This window comes from Cellulomonas terrae, assembly GCF_007990265.1.
In the GTDB taxonomy this organism is placed as follows: domain Bacteria; phylum Actinomycetota; class Actinomycetes; order Actinomycetales; family Cellulomonadaceae; genus Cellulomonas; species Cellulomonas terrae.
In genome coordinates, this window is record NZ_BJWH01000030.1 from 24,584 (window position 1) to 40,567 (window position 15,984).

Sequence of the window (15,984 nt, forward strand, 5' to 3'; positions counted from 1 at the left end):
CGTCGCACGCGCTGCCGTCTATGTCGTGCCTGCGCTCGCACTGTCGTGGGTCTGGTGGCGCACGAGTGCGGGGGGCACGTACGGGTTCGCGGGGTCGAGCACGTGGCTGGAGCCCAGCCTCGCCGACCGGCTCCCCTGGATCGTGACCTCCGTGGCGGAGACCACCCTCGTGGTGCTCCTGTGGGTCCTCACGGTCCGTGGGTCGCGCGAGCTGATGCGCCGGTACCGGCCGCCGGACGCCGCGCTGGTCAGCCCGACCGGGCGATGACGATCAGCAGCATCGTCACCAGGAACCCGGTGACCAGGTTGAGCCACAGGAACCGCCGCCAGCCGACGTTCGCCCGTTCACAGTCCTCGTCGCGGACCGACCAGAACTGCGCGGTGCTGATCGCGTACGGGAGAGGCAGCACGGCGGCGAGCGTCCCTGGCCACGGCACGACGAGCAGCACCGCTGCGGCCAGCACGTAGAGCAGGGTCGACGCGACGACCGTCGGGTGCGCACCGAGTGCCGTGGCGACGGACGCGATGCCGCCCTCGCGGTCCGCCCGCACGTCCTGGACCGCCCCGAACGCGTGCGACGCCATCCCCCAGAGCACGAACGCGACGAGGACGGGCCACGTCGTCGGCGCGCCCAGGTCCGCGCCCACGAGCACCAGCGCGTACAGCAGCGGCCCGACGAAGTGCATCGCGGACGTCAACGAGTCGAGGACCGGACGTTCCTTGAACCGCAGCACGGGCGCCGAGTACGCGACCACGAGGAACAGGACCAGCGCGAGGGTCGCGTTCGCGGCGGCGTCACCGACCAGCAGCAGGTAGACGACGAACGGGACGGTCGTGACGAGGCACGCCCACAGGATCCGGCGGTGCACCTCGCGCGCGCGTGCGGGCTCGACGAGGCCGCCCTCGATCCCGCCCTTGCGCGGGTTGCGCAGGTCGGAGGCGTAGTCGAACACGTCGTTGATCCCGTACATGAGCAGGTTGTAGGGACCGAGGAAGAACAGGGTGCCGACGACGAACGTGACGTCGAGTCGCCCGCCCGTGGCCAGCAGGTAGCCGGCGGCGAACGGGTACGCGGTGTTGATCCAGGAGAACGGCCGGGACGCGGCGAGGACCTCCTTCACGGAGCGTCCTGACGCGGCCGACGGCGACCGAGCACCACCCAGAGCACCGGCATCCCGACCGCGGCGGCGATCGCGTACGCGAAGTCCTCCAGCGGCGCGCCCCAGACGTACCAGCCGAGGATCTTGTCGGGGTCGAACACGTAGAGGTCGACGTCGATCATGATCGTGTCGAAGACGGCGGTCAGCACGCACAGGTGCACCACGGTCCAGACCAGCGGCATCCCCCGCATCCCGCGCAGCACCCGCCAGGAGACCGCACCGAGCACCGCCAGCACGATCACGTTGAGCACGATGTTCGTCATCGCGTGTCCCCGTCGTGGAGCGCCCGGCGCCCTGCCTCCCGCTGCGCGGCGCTCTCGTCGAACCACCGCCACGCCAGCAGCGCCGTGTAGCAGAGCAGCGCCAGGAAGAACGCCTCCTCGACCGGCAGCTCGGGCGCCAGCAGGAGTCCCGTCATGTGCGGAGAGTCGCCGCGGGCGAAGATGCCGAGCACGAGGCCGATCCCGTCCCAGAGCAGGAAGGCGACGACGCCGATCCCGATCGTCAGGGCGGCGCGGCGCGCGTCGGACCAGAACGCCAGGCGGAACCGACGGTCGAGGAGGGCGAGGCCGCCGAGCGAGAGCAGCAGCGCGCCGAGGTAGGCGAATCTCATCCGACCTGCTCGCTCCAGACGCCACGGGGCCGGGCGGCCGCCAGGTAGCCGGGCCGCAGCGGGGCGGGCAGCGGGCGGGACGACGTCTCGCCGAGCATCCGCTTGACGACGAGCTCGGCGCTGATCAGGCACATCGGCAGTCCCACACCGGGGATCGTGCCACCTCCGACGTGCAGCACGTTCGGGACGCGCGCCGACGCGTCGCCCGGCCGGAACATCGCGCTCTGCCGAAGGGTGTGCTCCATGCCCAGGGCGGTGCCCCGCCAGGCGGAGAAGTCACGCGCGAAGTCCGCGGGCGCGACGACGCGGCGGGTCACCACGCGGTCCCGCAGCCCGGGGATGCCCGCCCAGGCGCCGACCTGGTCGAGGTACCGGTCCGCGTGCCGCTCCACCGTGTCCCGGTCCCCCGCGCCCAGCGTCGGGTCCGCGGGGAACGGGACGAGCACGAACAGGTTCTCGTGTCCGGGGGGCGCGGCGGTCGGGTCGCTCGCGGTGGTCCGCGAGACGTACATCGACGCGGCCTCGGGGACCCGCAGGGCGTCCGGCGGGGTCGAGCGGCCCGACCCGAGGATGTCCTCGAAGTTGCCCGGCCAGTCGCGCGTGAAGAACAGCGAGTGGTGCGCCAGCTCGGGCAGCTCCCCGCGGACGCCGGCCATGATCAGCAGCGCGGAGATCCCCGGACCCCGGTCCGCCCACCACGCCTCGGGCAGCTCGCGGTGCGCACCCAGCAGCGCGGTCTCCGTGTGGTGCCGGTCAGCCGCGGACACGACGACGTCGGCCGGGAGGAACGTCCCGTCGGCCAGCCGCACGCCCCGGGCCTGACCTGACCTGCGCGGATGCCGGAGCGACGGGCGCGCGTCGTCGATCTCGACCGACGCCACGTCCGCGTCCGTCCGCACCTCGACACCCTCCTTGCGGGCGATCCGCTCGAGCGCCTCGATGAGGGTGTACATCCCGCCGCGGGGGAAACGTACGCCGTCGACGAGGTCGAGGTGGCTCATCAACGAGTACAGCGCCGGCACGCGGTACGGCGACGAGCCGAGGAAGACCGCGTGGTAGCCGAGCACCTGGCGCAGCACCGGATCGGTCACCGTCGCCGCGACCTTGCCGGCGAGCGTGCCCGTCAGCAGGCCGGCCAGCGTCCGGGACTTCGTGACCACGTCGCGCGACAGGAGCCGGTCGGGACGCGCGAACGTCGTGTAGAGGAACGAGTCGAGCGCCGTGCGGTACGCCTCCGTGGACTCCTGGGTGTACCTGCGGATCGCCTGCCCCGCCCCGGGCTCGCGCGCCTCGAACGTCGCCCAGTTGGTCTCGGGGTCCCCGACGACGTCGAACGGCTCCGAGGGTCCACCGTCGACCGGCTCCGGGAACAGCCGGTACGCGGGGTCCAGCCGGTCCAGCTCGACGTGGTCCTCGATCCGCTCGCCCAGCAGCGCGAACGCGTGCTCGAAGACCTCCGGCATGAAGTACCAGGACGGTCCGGTGTCGAACCGGAACCCGTCGACCGACAGCGTCCCCGCCCGTCCCCCGAGCCGGTCGTGCCGTTCGAGCAGGGTCACCTGCGCGCCCCCGCGGGCCAGCAGTGCGGCGGTGGTCAGCCCGGCGATGCCGCCACCGATGACGACGACGCGTCCTGGGGTCATGCGTCGGCGGTCCGGCCCGCGCGCGCCTCCGCCAGCACCGACTCGCCCACGACGAGCAGCTTCACCGGCGTGGGCAGCCGGACCCGGCCGTCCAGCAGCTCCTCGGGCGGCCGCGACGCGATCTCGTCGAGCAGCCTCTGGTACAGCGCCAGCGTGGCACCGACCGCGTAGCGCGCACGGCGCGGCAGGCTCGGCACCGCCGCTCGCGCCGTCGCCACGTCGTCGGTGATCTCCTGCAGGATCGCGGCCAGCTGCGCGTCGTCCAGGTGTCCCGGCGTGGTTCCCGGGAAGTAGGTGCGGCCCAGCTCGCCGGTGTCGGCACCGAGGTCGCGCAGGAAGTTGATCTTCTGGAACGCCGCACCGAGCGCCCGTGCGCCGGTCACCTGCACGTCGTCCGGCTCCCGCACCGGCTCGCCGGGCCGGCGGTCCTCGTTGAGGAACGCGCGCACGCACATCAGGCCGACGACCTCGGCGGAACCGTAGACGTAGGCCTCGTAGCTGGCCCGGTCGTGCTCGCGGACGGTCAGGTCCGCCCGCATGGACGCGAAGAACGGCACCGTCTCCGCGGCACTGATCCCGACGCGGCGGGCGGTCCGGGCGAACGCGTGCACCACCAGGTTCGTCGAGTACCCCGTCCGGAGCGCGCGGAGCGTCTGCTCCTCGAGCTCGTCCAGCTCGGCGCCCGCGTCGTCGCCGCGGTACGTGTCGACTACCTCGTCGGCCAGCCGGACCAGCGCGTACACCGCACGGATGTCCTCCTGGCCCTGCCGCCCGAGCAGACGGGTGCCGAGCCCGAACGACGTGGAGTACGCGGCCAGCACGCCCGCGCTCGTGCGCGCGGCCGTGGCGTCGTACAACCGCAGCGCCCGGTCGCGGGCGGTTCGCAGGTCCGTCATCGACTCCCCCAGCACCTCAGTGACCTCGTCCGACCAGATCGTCGACGACGCCCACAAGGTAGCCTCCCAACGGCTCCGGCACCCCGTCCACCGCCAGCTCCCGCGCGCGCTGCCCGGTGGCCCGCGCCAGCTCCCGCACGGCGTCCAGCGCCCCGCTGGACACCATGACGCCCCGCACCACGGCGGCTCCCGCGTCGTCCAGGTCCGCCCGGCCGACGTGCGCGTCGAGCACCGCGCACCCGGCGTCGTCCGCCATCGCGTAGGCCCGGCGCAGCAGCTCGGTGCGCTTGCCCTCGCGCAGGTCCGACAGCACCGACTTGCCCGTCACCGCGGGGTCGCCGAACACCCCCAGGTCGTCGTCGGCGAGCTGGAACGCGACCCCGAGGGCGGACCCCACCGCACCGAGCCGGGCGGCCTGCGCGTCGTCGGCCCCCGCCAGGACCGCACCGACGACCAGCGGCAGGCTGCCCGAGTACGCCGCCGTCTTCAGCTCCGCGACCGCGAGCGCGTCCACGTCCCGCGGCGAGGACAGCGCGCCGGTCACGTCGAGCAGCTCGCCGACGACGGTCGTCTCGATGCCCTCGGCCAGCAGCCCGACCACGCGCAGCACGGCGGCGCTGTCCGCGGGTGCGCTCGCCGCGAGCGCGAACGCCGAGGCGATGGCCAGGTCGCCCGCCAGCAGGCCCGCGGCGAGGACCTGGTCGGACACGGTGCGCTCGGACAGTCCCCGGTCCGCCAGCCGGGCGCGGGTGGCCCCGGCGACGTTGGGCCGGCCGCGGCGCACCTCGTCGTGGTCGAGCAGGTCGTCGTGCACCAGCATCGCGGCGTGCAGCACCTCGACGGCCGCGGCGACGGGGGCGATCGCCGCCGCGTCCTGCCCGCCCAGCCCGAGATAGGACGCGACCGCGAGCCGCGGGCGCATGAGCTTGCCCCCGACGCCGTCCGCGAGGTCGGTCCAGAGCTGCACGGCGACGTCGGATCGGGCTGCGGCGGCGCGCACGCGCATGTCGAGGAAGTCCTGCAGCACCCCCGACGTCACGGCCATCGCTCGCTCGACGGACTCCGCCAGGTCCGCACGCCCCGCGGCCTCCGCGCGTGCGTCGGCCTCGTGACCCTGAGGTGCCCTCGATGAGGTCCGCAGCGCCGGCTCGACGTACATGCGCTCTCCCGTCGTCGCTCCTGGAACCGGTCCGTGCACCTCGCGCGCCCGGGCCCTGCGAGAAATGCTCAGCATACTGAGCATTCGCCGGACCGCCACCGCACGAGGCCGTCCTGCACCCTTCGGGTCGAAGGGCCCCGACGGATGCACCTCTCGCCGACTTCTTTCCAGCCGGGTGACGGTCGGCCGTCCGTCACCGGCGTCGGTACGCTCGGCTCCATGACATGGCTGGTCACCGGGGGTGCTGGGTTCATCGGGTCGCACGTGGTGCGGGCGTTCGGGCAGGTCGGGCTGGAGACGGTGGTCCTGGACGACCTGTCCAGCGGGCACCGGGAGTTCGTGCCCGACGACGTGCCCCTGATCGAGGGGTCGATCCTCGACACCGACCTCGTGGCGGACGCCCTCGTCCAGCACGGCGTCGTCGGCGTCGTGCACCTCGCCGGGTTCAAGTACGCCGGCATCTCCGTGGAGCGCCCTCTGCACACGTACGACCAGAACGTCACCGGCACCGCTCACCTGCTCGACGCCATGGCGTCGCAGGGTGTCGACGCGATCGTGTTCTCGTCCTCGGCGGCCGTCTACGGCACCCCGGACGTCGACCTCGTCACGGAGACCACCGCGACCAACCCCGAGTCCCCCTACGGCGAGTCGAAGCTCGTCGGCGAGTGGCTGCTGCGAGACCAGGCACGAGCCGTCGGGTTGCGGCACACGTCGCTGCGCTACTTCAACGTGGTCGGGTCGGCCACTCCGGACCTCTACGACACCAGCCCGCACAACCTCTTCCCGCTCGTCCTGAACGCCCTGGCCGGGGGCCGCACGCCGCGCATCAACGGCACCGACTACCCGACCCCGGACGGGACGTGCGTCCGCGACTACATCCACGTGGCGGACCTCGCGGACTCCCACGTCGCCGCGGCGCAGGCCCTCGCGGAGGGTCGTCCCCTGGAGCCCGTCTACAACCTGGGATCCGGCGACGGCGTCTCGGTGCGGGAGATCATGACCGCGATGGCCGAAGGCACGGGGATCGCCTTCGAGCCGGAGACCGCCCCGCGCCGCGCCGGCGACCCGGCTCGCATCGTGGCGTCCGGCGAGCTGGCGGCGCGCGACCTCGACTGGCAGATGCGCCACACCCTCCTGGACATGGTCACCAGCGCCTGGGCAGCCCGCCAGGCCCACTGACTCCCCGCACGGAACGGGCCCCGGGGACGTCCGCACGTTGGAGCGTCCCGACGAGCGGATGTGCGGACGTTGCAGGACTGGACCGCCCCGCTACAGCGCCTGGAGTCGCGGCAGGTGGTCGACCAGACCCTCCAGCACCGACTCGTCGCCCGCGTAGATCCCGTCGGTGCGCGGCCAGTGGACCACCACGTCGGTGAACCCGAGCGCCGCCGCCCGCTCGATACCCTCCGTCACCACGGCGAGCGACGTCATCGAGAAGATCGGCGCACCGTCCAGGCTCAGGTACCGCCGCAGCGCGGGCTGCCCCTCCGGGCGGTGCTCGGCCTCGATCGCGTCGACCTGCTCGAGCATCGTCGCGAGCCCCGTCCACCACTGCTCCTGCGCGGCACCGGGGTCGTCGGGCACGTCCTCGGTCGCGTACGCGGGGCCGTAGGTGGCCCACCCCTGCCCGTACCGCGCGGCGAGCGCCATCGTCCGCGGACCGTTGGCGGCGACGACGAACGGGGTCCGCGGCTGCGCGATCGTGCCGGGGATCATCCGCGCCTCGTCGGCCCGGTAGAACGTGCCCTGGTGCGACGTGACCGGGTGCGTCAGGAGCTCGTCGAGCAGCCCGACGAACTCCTCGAACCGCCGGGTCCGCTCGCCCCGGCTCGGCGGGTCCCCCAGGACGGAGGCGTCGAACCCCTCGCCGCCGGCGCCGACCCCGAGCACGAACCGGCCGTTGCTGACGTCGTCGAGCCCCAGCACGTCCTTCGCGAACGGGACCGGGTGCCGGAAGTTCGGCGACGCGACCCACGTCCCGAGCCCGATCCGCTCGGTCACGGCAGCCGCCGCGGCGAGCAGCGGGACGGTCGCGAACCACGGCTGGTCGACGAGCGTCCGCCACGCGAGGTGGTCGTAGGTCCAGGCGTGGTCGAACCCCCACTCCTCGACCTGCTCCCACCTGCGACGAGCGAGCTTCCACCGCTCCTGCGGCAACAACGCGATCCCGACAGCCACCATGCGCCGACCCTATGCGCCCCTCCCCGACACCGTCCGCACTCGCGCGGCCCGGGCCCTACGGAACGCGAACGTCCGCACTCGAGCGGGCCGGAGCCCTACGGAACGCGGACGCTGCGGCAGACCGCTCGAGCGACCCGGTCAGGCGTGGGCGTGGTGCTCGCTGCCGGTGGTCGACGGTGGTTCCAGCTGGAACGTGCAGTGGTCGACGTCGAAGTGGCCCGCCAGGCACCGCCGCAGGTCGTCGAGCACCCGCCCGGCCTCGCCGCGGGACAGCAGGTCGTCGGGCACCTCGACGTGCGCGGACAGCACGGGGACGCCCGACGTGATGGTCCACGCGTGCAGGTCGTGCACGCCGAGGACCCCGGGCACGCCGCAGATGTGCGCCCGGATCGCGTCGAGGTCCACGCCGCGCGGGGTGGCCTCCAGGAGGACCGTCCCGACCTCGCGCAGCAGGGCCACCGCGCGCGGCACGATCATCAGGCCGATGAGCACCGACGCGATGCCGTCGGCGCGCAGGTACCCGGTGGCCATCACGACGAGGGCGGCGGCGACGACGGCCACGGAGCCGAGCAGGTCACCGAGCACCTCGAGGTAGGCGCCACGCACGGTCAGCGACTCCTCCTGCCCGCGGCGCAGGAGCACGAGCCCGACCGCGTTGGCGGCGAGCCCGACGACGGCGACGGCGAGCATCAGCCCCGCCTCCACCTCCCCCGGCGTGACGATCCGCGCGACCCCGCCGACGACCACCCCGACGCCCACGACCCCGACGACCAGGCCGTTCACCAGCGCCGCGAGGATCTCGGCTCGCTGCCACCCGAAGGTGCGCGCGGCGGTCGCGGGCCGGGCGGCGAGCGCGGTGGCACCCAGCGCGAGGCCGACCCCGGCGGCGTCGGTGAGCATGTGCCCTGCGTCGGCGATCAGCGCGAACGAGCCGGAGACGAGCCCGCCGACGACCTCGACGACGAGGACGGCGAGCGTGAGGACGAGGACCGCGACGAGCCGGCCGCGATGGGCCTGCGCGGCGGTGGGGTGGGCGTGGTCGTGACCCACCGGCTCAGTCCCAGCCCAGCTCGTGCAGCCGCTCGTCGTCGATGCCGAAGTGGTGCGCGATCTCGTGCACGACCGTGACGGCGACCTCCTCCACGACGTCCTCGCGGGTGTCGCAGACGGCGAGCGTCGGGAGCCGGAAGATCGTGATCCGGTCGGGCAGCGACCCCGCGGCCCAGAACTCGCCGCGCTCGGTCAGCGGGGTGCCCTCGTACAGGCCCAGCAGCTCGACCTCCCCCTCGGGCGGCGCGTCCTCGACGAGCACGACCACGTTGTCCATCATCGCGGCGAGCTCGTCGGGGATCTCGTCGAGCGCGTCGCGGACCGCGTCCTCGAACTCCGCGGGGGACATGTCGACCATGGGTCCATCCTGCCTGCTCAGCCGGACGGGCAGCGGGGTGACGACCGCCACGCCCGATCGACTTTGGAGTTCCGGCCGATCCCCCGTATGCTCGTCACCGGTCATCCGGCGCCTCGACGTCAGGGGTTGGACATGCCCCCATCGTCTAGCGGCCTAGGACCCCGCCCTTTCACGGCGGTAGCACGGGTTCGAATCCCGTTGGGGGTACGAGCAGTACAGCAGCAAGGCCTTGCAGCAGTTCAAGGCCCCGTAGCGCAGTTGGTTAGCGCGCCGCCCTGTCACGGCGGAGGTCGCGGGTTCAAGTCCCGTCGGGGTCGCTCGATCCGCCCGGTCATCCTGTTCTCAGGAACCCGGGCGTCGTCGGTTACGGCCACTTAGCTCAGTTGGTAGAGCGTTCGACTGAAAATCGAAAGGTCGGCAGTTCGACCCTGCCAGTGGCCACAGCAGAAGCCCCGCCCGGACCACCCGGAGCGGGGCTTCGTCGTCTGCGCGGCAACCTCGCCACCAGCACTTCTGCTCCTAGGCTGGGCGCACCGCACGCCGTACGAGGAGGACCCATGGCCAGCACCCCCGGTTCCGATCGACCCCGCAGCTTCTTCGACCGGCTGACCGAGCCGTTCACCGACCGTGCGCGCGAGAAGTTCGAGCAGGCCGAGGACCACGTCCGTGAGGCCATCCAGCACGAGATCGACGCCGTCGCACGCAGCGTGCGCACCCGGGCGATCGAGGTCCGCCCGTCGGCCATCGGGTTCGCCACCGCCGCGCTCCTCACCTTCTTCGGTCTCGCGCTCCTGGTCACCGCCGGCGTGCTGGGCCTGTCCCACGCCGTCGACCCCTGGCTCGCCGCGCTGATCATCGGTGTCGCGCTCCTGCTCGTCGGCGCCGGCGTCGCCGCGTGGGCCAAGAAGCACCTGCCCCCCGCCCCGTCGGTGTCCGTGGTCCGGATCCACGAGCCGGTCCACCCCGCAGAGGAGCAGGTCCACCCCTGGGCCGACTGAGTCGCGGGCGGGATCGCCGACCAGCAGACTGAGTGCCCTACGGAAGTGCAGACGAGAGGCCGTACCCATGACCACGCAGTCGGGACTGCCGGGCGACGAGAAGTCGCTCGGGCAGCTGGTGTCGGAGCTCAGTGAGCAGGGAGCGCGGCTGGTCCGCGCCGAGATCGACCTGGCCAAGGCGGAGATCACCGGACGGGCGCAGCAGCTGGGCGTCGGAGCAGGGCTCATCGTGGCCGGCGCCGTGCTGGCGCTCTACCTGCTGGCCGCGGGGATCGCGACGACGATCATCGTGCTGGACCTCTGGCTGGACCTGTGGCTGGCCGCGCTCATCGTCTGCGCGTTCCTGCTGCTCGTCATCGTGGTCCTGGTGCTCGTCGGCATCAACCGCGTGAAGGCGGGTTCACCACCCACACCGGCGAAGGCGATCGAGAACGTCCAGAACGACATCGCGACACTCAAGGCGGGGTTCAGCGCATGAGCGACGAGTCGGTCCAGAAGCCTGCGAGCACGCAGAAGCCTTTCAGCACCCCCGAGATGGTCGCCCTGGAGGCCGAGCTCGCGGTGACCCGAGCACAGCTCGCGTCGACCATCGACGAGCTGGTGGCCCGCCTGGACCCGCGCGCCCAGGCCGGCCGGGCCGTGGAGTCAGGCCGTCAGATCTGGCTGGACGCGACCAGCAGCGACGCTCCGCCGGACGCCCGCAAGAAGGCTCTCGCGGTGCTGGGCGGCGCGGTGGCGGGAGTCGCGGCGGTCCTGGCCATCGTGGTCGCCGCGGGTCGCCGCAGGGGCTGAGGAGCGTCGCCGCAGGGGCTGAGGAGCGGAACGGCCCCCGAGGTCGGGGCCGGGAGGACGGAGAACTGCGAGGGTCGCGTCGTCGCGACCCTCGCAGTCCTGTGAGCGGCCCGTGGAGGAGATCAGTCTGTGGAGGCAGGCAGGGCGCACAGGGCGCTCGACGGCCTGAGACCCGTCGATCGTCGTCGACGGGCTCGGCCGGGGGTGCGGTCGCTCAGCCTTCCGACGGGCGCTGCTGCGGAACACCGTTCAGCAGGTCGCGCACCTCGGACTCGCGGTAACGCCGGTGACCACCGAGGGTGCGGATCGACGACAGCTTTCCGGCCTTGGCCCACCGGGTGACGGTCTTCGGGTCGACCCGGAACAGAGTCGCGACCTCGGAGGGCGTGAGCAGTGCTTCGGTCTCTACGGGGTGTGCGTTCATCAGCTGCCTCCTGGCAAGCGTGCGGCCCGCGGTGCCGACAGGTCGGCGCCCGGCCAGTTCAGGTGCGGGTGGTGCAGGTCCAACTGTGTGAAACGTTCTCGAGATGGCGAGCGTACGTCGTCGATGCCCAAACCATGACATCGCCCTCTAGCATGAACGAAAGCCGCAGACAGCGCATTCCAGGACACGTTCCCGTAACAAACCTACACAGGTCTCTCATGGAACTCTCATACCGCCCCACTCTGCGGCCACAGCACCACCCTAAACCCGACCAATCGGTCATACACACCGACGCGCGCACCCGTCCACGCAGGATTGGACGGCCGACCTGTCCCTGTCCTCCCGGGACGGCGCCGGACGGCGCGACGTGACGCGTATCGCCCGCGGCGAGTGGTCGGAATAGCGAACGAGCATGTACCGTTGCCCCTCGAAGAGACGATTCAGCACCCCGGGGCCGCACGTGTCAGCACGGAGCCGCCCCGCATCCACGTAAGAGGGGGTCGATGCCATGGGGCGCGGCCGTCAGAAGGCTAAGCAGACGAAGGTGGCCCGGGAGCTGAAGTACTTCAGCCCGGAGACCAACTACCGAGCTCTCGAGCAGGAGCTCACGTCGCACGGCCACAACGATGTCGTCACCGACAACCGCCCTCGCGCGGCTGTGGAGACGGACACTGACGACGACAGCGACGACTACCGCCGCTGGTCCGACGACGACCGCTGACCCGGTCGTCACCCATCTCGTGCACGTCGCGGGATCGCCGAGCGAGACGGCGGCAGCTCAGCTGTCGCTCGTCTCGGACGTCGCTCTCCGGGCCTGGACCCTCGTGGCCGTCCTGCTGCGCTGGGGTACCAGGTCACGTCTCACCCGGACGTGCGCCGCAAGTGCCTGAGCTGGGGCTGGTGGCTCTCGGCGGTCAGCGTCGGGCTCGCGGTCGAGCGCGCGGCTCAGGTCCGCTAGACGACGGCACCTAGACGACGACAGGCACCGCGGTCGACCAGCGCGAGCCCCCCGGACAGGGTCACGCCCGGTAGGCACCGCTGACCTGGACGGCTCCCCCGTGGACGCCCTTGGTCCCCGCGACGAAGCCGGGAGCGCCGACGACGTCGGTGGTCGGGTCGGTGTGCCGCACCGTGCCCAGCTCCCAGGCCGGCAGGCCGAGCTCGGTGGCGTGCGCGAGGACTCCGTCCACGGCGTCGGCGGCGACGATCGCGACCATGCCGACACCCAGGTTCAGGGTGCCCTCGAGGTCCGTCCACGGCACCTGCCCGAGACGCTGCACCAGCGAGAAGATCGGCGGGAGCGTCCAGCCACCGCGGTCGATGTCCGCGACCAGGCCCTGCGGCAGGACGCGCGCGACGTTGGACGCGAGCCCGCCGCCGGTGACGTGGCTGTACGCGTGCAGACCGGCGACGCCCGCGCGCTCCGCCAGGGCGAGGCAGTCGGAGGCGTAGACGCGGGTGGGCTCGAGGAGCTCCTCACCGAGCGTGCGGCCGAGCTCGTCGACGTGGCGGTCGAGCGACCAGCCGGCCACCGACACGACCTTGCGGACCAGCGAGTAGCCGTTGGAGTGCAGGCCGCTCGACCCCAGCGCGAGCAGGACGTCGCCCGCGCGCACGCGCTCCGGGCCGAGCAGGCTGTCAGCCTCGACGACGCCCGTCGCGGCACCGGCCACGTCGTACTCGTCGGGACCCAGCAGCCCGGGGTGCTCCGCGGTCTCGCCACCGACGAGCGCCGTCCCGGCCACCGCGCAGGCCGCGGCGATGCCCCGCACGATGCCGGCGATGCGCTCGGGCACCACCCGGCCGCACGCGATGTAGTCGGTCATGAACAAGGGCTTGGCCCCGACCACGACGATGTCGTCGACGACCATGCCCACCAGGTCGAACCCGATGGTGTCGTGGAGGTCGAGGGCCTGCGCGATCGCGACCTTGGTGCCGACGCCGTCGGTCGAGGTGGCCAGCAGCGGCTTGCGGTAGCCCAGCAGCGCGCTGGCGTCGTAGAGCCCTGCGAACCCGCCGACCCCCCCGAGCACCTGCGGCCCGTGCGTCGCGCGGACGGCGTCCTTCATCAGCTCGACGGCCTTGTCACCGGCCTCGGTGTCGACACCGGCGGTGGCGTAGGTGACCTGCTCGCCGCTCACGGGTGGTCCAGCGCAGTCGCGCCACCGGCACTCGGGACGATCGACAGCAGCCCGTCCTCGGGAGCGCCGAGCGGGAGCTCGTTCTGCTCCAGCAGGAACTTGCCCAGCCGGTCGTCCGGCGGCAGCTCGATCGGGTACTGGCCCGTGAAGCAGGCGGCGCAGAGCTGCGACGCGGGCTGCTCGGTGGCGGCGATCATGCCCTCCGGGGAGATGTAGCCGAGGGAGTCGGCGCCGAGCGACGCGGCGATCTCGTCGACCCCCAGCCCGTTCGCGATGAGCTCGGCGCGGGACGCGAAGTCGATGCCGTAGAAGCAGGGCCACTTCACCGGCGGGGAGCTGATGCGCACGTGCACCTCGGCCGCGCCGGCCTCCCGCAGCATCCGGATCAGGGCCCGCTGGGTGTTGCCGCGGACGATCGAGTCGTCGACGACCACGAGGCGCTTGCCGCGGATGACGTCCTTGAGCGGGTTGAGCTTCAGCCGGATGCCGAGCTGGCGCAGGGTCTGCGACGGCTGGATGAACGTGCGCCCGACGTAGGCATTCTTGGTCAGCCCCTGGCCGAACGTGATCCCGGACTCCGCGGCGTAGCCGACGGCCGCGGGCGTCCCGGACTCCGGCACCGGGATGACCAGGTCGGCCTCGACGGGGTGCTCGACCGCGAGGCGCCGGCCCATCGCGACGCGGGCGGCGTGCACCGACCGGCCGGCGATCGACGTGTCCGGGCGTGCGAGGTAGACGTACTCGAACACGCACCCGGCGCGGTCGGTCGTCGCGAACCGGCTGCTGCGCAGCCCGTCGGCGTCGATCGCGATGAACTCGCCGGGCTCGATCTCCCGGACGAACGACGCACCGACGATGTCGAGGGCGGGGGTCTCGCTGGCCACGACCCAGCCGCGCTCCAGCCGGCCGAGGACCAGCGGGCGCACGCCCTGGGGGTCCCGCGCCGCGTACAGGGTGTGCTCGTCCATGAAGACCAGGCTGAACGCGCCGCGCAGGCGCGGGAGCACCTCGAGCGCGGTGGCCTCCAGGGTGTGGTCCGGGTCCCCCGCCAGCAGCGCCGTGATCAGCGCCGTGTCCGTGGTGTTGCCGCGCGCGAGCTCTCCGCGCCGCTGGCTGCCGTAGCGCTCGGCGACGAGGTCGACGAGCTCCGCGGCGTTGGTCAGGTTGCCGTTGTGGCCCAGGGCGACCGTGCCGGCGGCCGTCGGGCCGAGCGTCGGCTGCGCGTTCTCCCAGGTGCTGCCACCGGTGGTCGAGTAGCGGGTGTGCCCGATCGCGATGTGCCCTTGCAGGGCGTTCAGCGCGGTCTCGTCGAAGACCTGGGACACGAGCCCCATGTCCTTGTACACGAGCAGCTGCTGGCCGTTGGAGGTGGCGATGCCCGCCGACTCCTGGCCGCGGTGCTGCAGGGCGTACAGGCCGAAGTAGGTCAGCTTGGCGACTTCCTCGCCAGGTGCCCACACACCGAAGACGCCACAAGCGTCCTGGGGGCCTTTTTCGTTGGGGAGGAGGTCGTGGTTCAGACGTCCGTCTGCGCGGGGGGCCACGTGCCTATGGTCGCACAGTCCGTGCAGTGGACCGCGAACCCGACCACGGGTCAGACGTCCGCGCGGACCGCCTTGCGGACGCTGCGGCGGTCCGCGAGCACGGCGGCGAGTCCGCCGAGGAAGCCGCCGAGCACGCCGCCGGCGACGGCCATGACGGTGCGCACGGCGCCCTCGCCGTCGAGGAACGAGATGAAGCCGGACCCGTCGGCCACCCACGGGACCTCGGGGCGCACGACCGCGACCAGGACCAGCGCGACGACGATGCCGACGAGGGCACCGGTCACGATGAACGCGCCGTACTTCGGGGCGTGGCGCACCGTGGCGGGCTGAGCGACGCGGGCCAGCTCCTCCTCCGAGGGGATCGGCACACCACGCGCGTCCAGGACCGCGGGCTCCGGCGCAGCGGGCTGCTCGGGAGCGGCAGGGGTCTCGGCGGGCTGCGGGTCGTCAGGCACCCCGTGATCTTAGGTCAGCACGTGCTCACGCACGGTCGCGGGCGGCCTGCAGCGGGAGCCACTCGCGCAGGTCGGCACGCTCGCCGGACGCCCGGATCCGGCCGTCGGCCAGCGCGGACTCCCAGGTCAGCGCCCCGGAGGCCAGGCCGAGCCACGTCTGGGCATCGGTCTCCACGACGTTCGGCGGGGTGCCCCGCGTGTGACGAGGTCCTTCGACCGCCTGCACGGCACCGTCCGGCGGCACCCGCACCTCGACCGCGTTCCCCGGTGCGACCTCGGCCAGCTCCTCGAGCGTGAACCGGACCGCGGTCCGCCGCGCTGCCGTCGGCACGCCGGCAGGGTCGGCCCGCCAGACGGCGAGCGCAGCCCGACCGTCGGCAGGATCGGTACGTCGACGCGGCGGCATGGTCAGATTCTCCCCCGTCGCCGAGCGCGGCAGTCTCCGACGAGCACGGCAGTTCGAGGTGCCGCGCTCGTCGCGAACTGCCGCGTTCGTCGCGAGGGCACGGGTCGCACGCGCGAACGAGCTCGCGGACGCCACGATCCGTGGCGTCCGCGAGCTCCTGAGGA

20 protein-coding genes and 3 tRNA genes are annotated in these 15,984 nt (G+C 72.6%); 9 read left to right on the top strand and 14 right to left on the bottom strand.

Translation table 11 applies throughout. From position 1 onward, the window contains the following. The first annotated feature begins 25 nt into the window (after positions 1–25). The gene (locus CTE05_RS18885) at positions 26–268 is read left to right on the top strand and encodes a hypothetical protein (protein WP_146847846.1); all 243 of its coding nucleotides are present in this window, start codon (positions 26–28) and stop codon (positions 266–268) included. Here the strand turns inward: CTE05_RS18885 and CTE05_RS18890 are convergent. Genes CTE05_RS18890 through CTE05_RS18915 form a run of 6 tightly spaced genes read right to left on the bottom strand, consistent with a single transcriptional unit; the run spans position 249 to position 5,471 of the window. Beyond that, positions 249–1,121 carry a prenyltransferase gene (locus CTE05_RS18890; protein WP_146847847.1) on the bottom strand — a complete coding sequence of 291 codons (873 nt, stop codon included), beginning with the start codon at positions 1,119–1,121 and terminating at the stop codon, positions 249–251. The genes CTE05_RS18885 and CTE05_RS18890 overlap by 20 nt on opposite strands. Continuing rightward, the gene (locus CTE05_RS18895; protein ID WP_146847848.1) at positions 1,118–1,423 is read right to left on the bottom strand and encodes a lycopene cyclase domain-containing protein; all 306 of its coding nucleotides are present in this window, start codon (positions 1,421–1,423) and stop codon (positions 1,118–1,120) included. The genes CTE05_RS18890 and CTE05_RS18895 overlap by 4 nt, the downstream gene beginning before the upstream one ends. Continuing rightward, entirely contained in the window at positions 1,420–1,773 is a 354-nt protein-coding gene (locus CTE05_RS18900) for a lycopene cyclase domain-containing protein (RefSeq protein ID WP_146847849.1), read from the bottom strand. The genes CTE05_RS18895 and CTE05_RS18900 overlap by 4 nt, the downstream gene beginning before the upstream one ends. Beyond that, positions 1,770–3,416: a phytoene desaturase family protein gene (gene crtI, locus CTE05_RS18905; protein WP_146847850.1), complete on the bottom strand. Its 1,647-nt coding sequence runs from the start codon at positions 3,414–3,416 to the stop codon at positions 1,770–1,772. Before crtI ends, CTE05_RS18900 begins: the two co-directional genes overlap by 4 nt. Continuing rightward, a complete protein-coding gene (locus CTE05_RS18910) occupies positions 3,413–4,312 on the bottom strand; it encodes a phytoene/squalene synthase family protein (RefSeq protein ID WP_146847851.1) in 900 nt (299 codons plus the stop codon). The genes crtI and CTE05_RS18910 overlap by 4 nt, the downstream gene beginning before the upstream one ends. 16 nt (positions 4,313–4,328) lie before the next feature. Next, entirely contained in the window at positions 4,329–5,471 is a 1,143-nt protein-coding gene (locus CTE05_RS18915; protein WP_186814943.1) for a polyprenyl synthetase family protein, read from the bottom strand. Between the two features lie 219 nt (positions 5,472–5,690). On the opposite strand from CTE05_RS18915, the gene galE reads away from it, so the two are divergent. Further along, entirely contained in the window at positions 5,691–6,650 is a 960-nt protein-coding gene (gene galE / locus CTE05_RS18920) for a UDP-glucose 4-epimerase GalE (RefSeq protein ID WP_146847853.1), read from the top strand. A gap of 90 nt (positions 6,651–6,740) precedes the next feature. On the opposite strand, the gene CTE05_RS18925 is transcribed toward galE, so the two are convergent. From CTE05_RS18925 to CTE05_RS18935, 3 genes are all read right to left on the bottom strand, one after another. After that, the gene (locus CTE05_RS18925) at positions 6,741–7,652 is read right to left on the bottom strand and encodes an LLM class flavin-dependent oxidoreductase (protein ID WP_146847854.1); all 912 of its coding nucleotides are present in this window, start codon (positions 7,650–7,652) and stop codon (positions 6,741–6,743) included. 138 nt (positions 7,653–7,790) lie between these two features. Next, positions 7,791–8,702: a cation diffusion facilitator family transporter gene (locus tag CTE05_RS18930; RefSeq protein ID WP_146847855.1), complete on the bottom strand. Its 912-nt coding sequence runs from the start codon at positions 8,700–8,702 to the stop codon at positions 7,791–7,793. A gap of 4 nt (positions 8,703–8,706) precedes the next feature. Continuing rightward, positions 8,707–9,060 (bottom strand): metallopeptidase family protein, encoded by a 354-nt coding sequence (locus CTE05_RS18935; RefSeq protein WP_146847856.1) that lies wholly within the window; start codon positions 9,058–9,060, stop codon positions 8,707–8,709. 134 nt (positions 9,061–9,194) lie between these two features. On the opposite strand from CTE05_RS18935, the gene CTE05_RS18940 reads away from it, so the two are divergent. The 6 genes from CTE05_RS18940 to CTE05_RS18965 all read left to right on the top strand — a co-directional run bounded on the left by CTE05_RS18940 (position 9,195) and on the right by CTE05_RS18965 (position 10,850). Beyond that, positions 9,195–9,267, top strand: a tRNA-Glu gene (locus tag CTE05_RS18940). A gap of 36 nt (positions 9,268–9,303) precedes the next feature. Continuing rightward, positions 9,304–9,377 (top strand) — tRNA-Asp (locus CTE05_RS18945). Positions 9,378–9,428: 51 nt separating this feature from the next. Then, positions 9,429–9,501: transfer RNA gene (locus CTE05_RS18950), tRNA-Phe, on the top strand. 116 nt (positions 9,502–9,617) lie between these two features. Continuing rightward, positions 9,618–10,058, top strand: coding sequence for a phage holin family protein (locus CTE05_RS18955; protein WP_146847857.1), 441 nt, complete (start codon positions 9,618–9,620; stop codon positions 10,056–10,058). Between the two features lie 67 nt (positions 10,059–10,125). Then, the gene (locus CTE05_RS18960; RefSeq protein WP_146847858.1) at positions 10,126–10,536 is read left to right on the top strand and encodes a phage holin family protein; all 411 of its coding nucleotides are present in this window, start codon (positions 10,126–10,128) and stop codon (positions 10,534–10,536) included. After that, a complete protein-coding gene (locus CTE05_RS18965) occupies positions 10,533–10,850 on the top strand; it encodes a DUF3618 domain-containing protein (RefSeq protein ID WP_146847859.1) in 318 nt (105 codons plus the stop codon). The genes CTE05_RS18960 and CTE05_RS18965 overlap by 4 nt, the downstream gene beginning before the upstream one ends. Positions 10,851–11,064: 214 nt before the next feature. Here CTE05_RS18965 and CTE05_RS18970 read toward each other — a convergent pair whose 3' ends face one another. Further along, entirely contained in the window at positions 11,065–11,274 is a 210-nt protein-coding gene (locus tag CTE05_RS18970) for a BldC family transcriptional regulator (protein ID WP_146847860.1), read from the bottom strand. Between the two features lie 508 nt (positions 11,275–11,782). Between CTE05_RS18970 and CTE05_RS18975 the strand changes: the two genes are divergently transcribed. After that, positions 11,783–11,995: a DUF3073 domain-containing protein gene (locus CTE05_RS18975; RefSeq protein WP_055911492.1), complete on the top strand. Its 213-nt coding sequence runs from the start codon at positions 11,783–11,785 to the stop codon at positions 11,993–11,995. A gap of 298 nt (positions 11,996–12,293) precedes the next feature. Here CTE05_RS18975 and purM read toward each other — a convergent pair whose 3' ends face one another. From purM to CTE05_RS18995, 4 genes are read right to left on the bottom strand one after another with little or no spacing between them, the layout of a single operon-like run. Beyond that, positions 12,294–13,415: a phosphoribosylformylglycinamidine cyclo-ligase gene (purM, locus tag CTE05_RS18980; protein WP_146847861.1), complete on the bottom strand. Its 1,122-nt coding sequence runs from the start codon at positions 13,413–13,415 to the stop codon at positions 12,294–12,296. Continuing rightward, positions 13,412–14,959 carry an amidophosphoribosyltransferase gene (purF, locus tag CTE05_RS18985; protein ID WP_146847862.1) on the bottom strand — a complete coding sequence of 516 codons (1,548 nt, stop codon included), beginning with the start codon at positions 14,957–14,959 and terminating at the stop codon, positions 13,412–13,414. The genes purM and purF overlap by 4 nt, the downstream gene beginning before the upstream one ends. A gap of 50 nt (positions 14,960–15,009) precedes the next feature. Beyond that, positions 15,010–15,414 (bottom strand): histidine kinase, encoded by a 405-nt coding sequence (locus CTE05_RS18990; RefSeq protein ID WP_246123757.1) that lies wholly within the window; start codon positions 15,412–15,414, stop codon positions 15,010–15,012. A gap of 25 nt (positions 15,415–15,439) precedes the next feature. After that, positions 15,440–15,820 (bottom strand): sterol carrier family protein, encoded by a 381-nt coding sequence (locus CTE05_RS18995; protein WP_146847863.1) that lies wholly within the window; start codon positions 15,818–15,820, stop codon positions 15,440–15,442. Between the last annotated feature and the right edge of the window lie 164 nt (positions 15,821–15,984).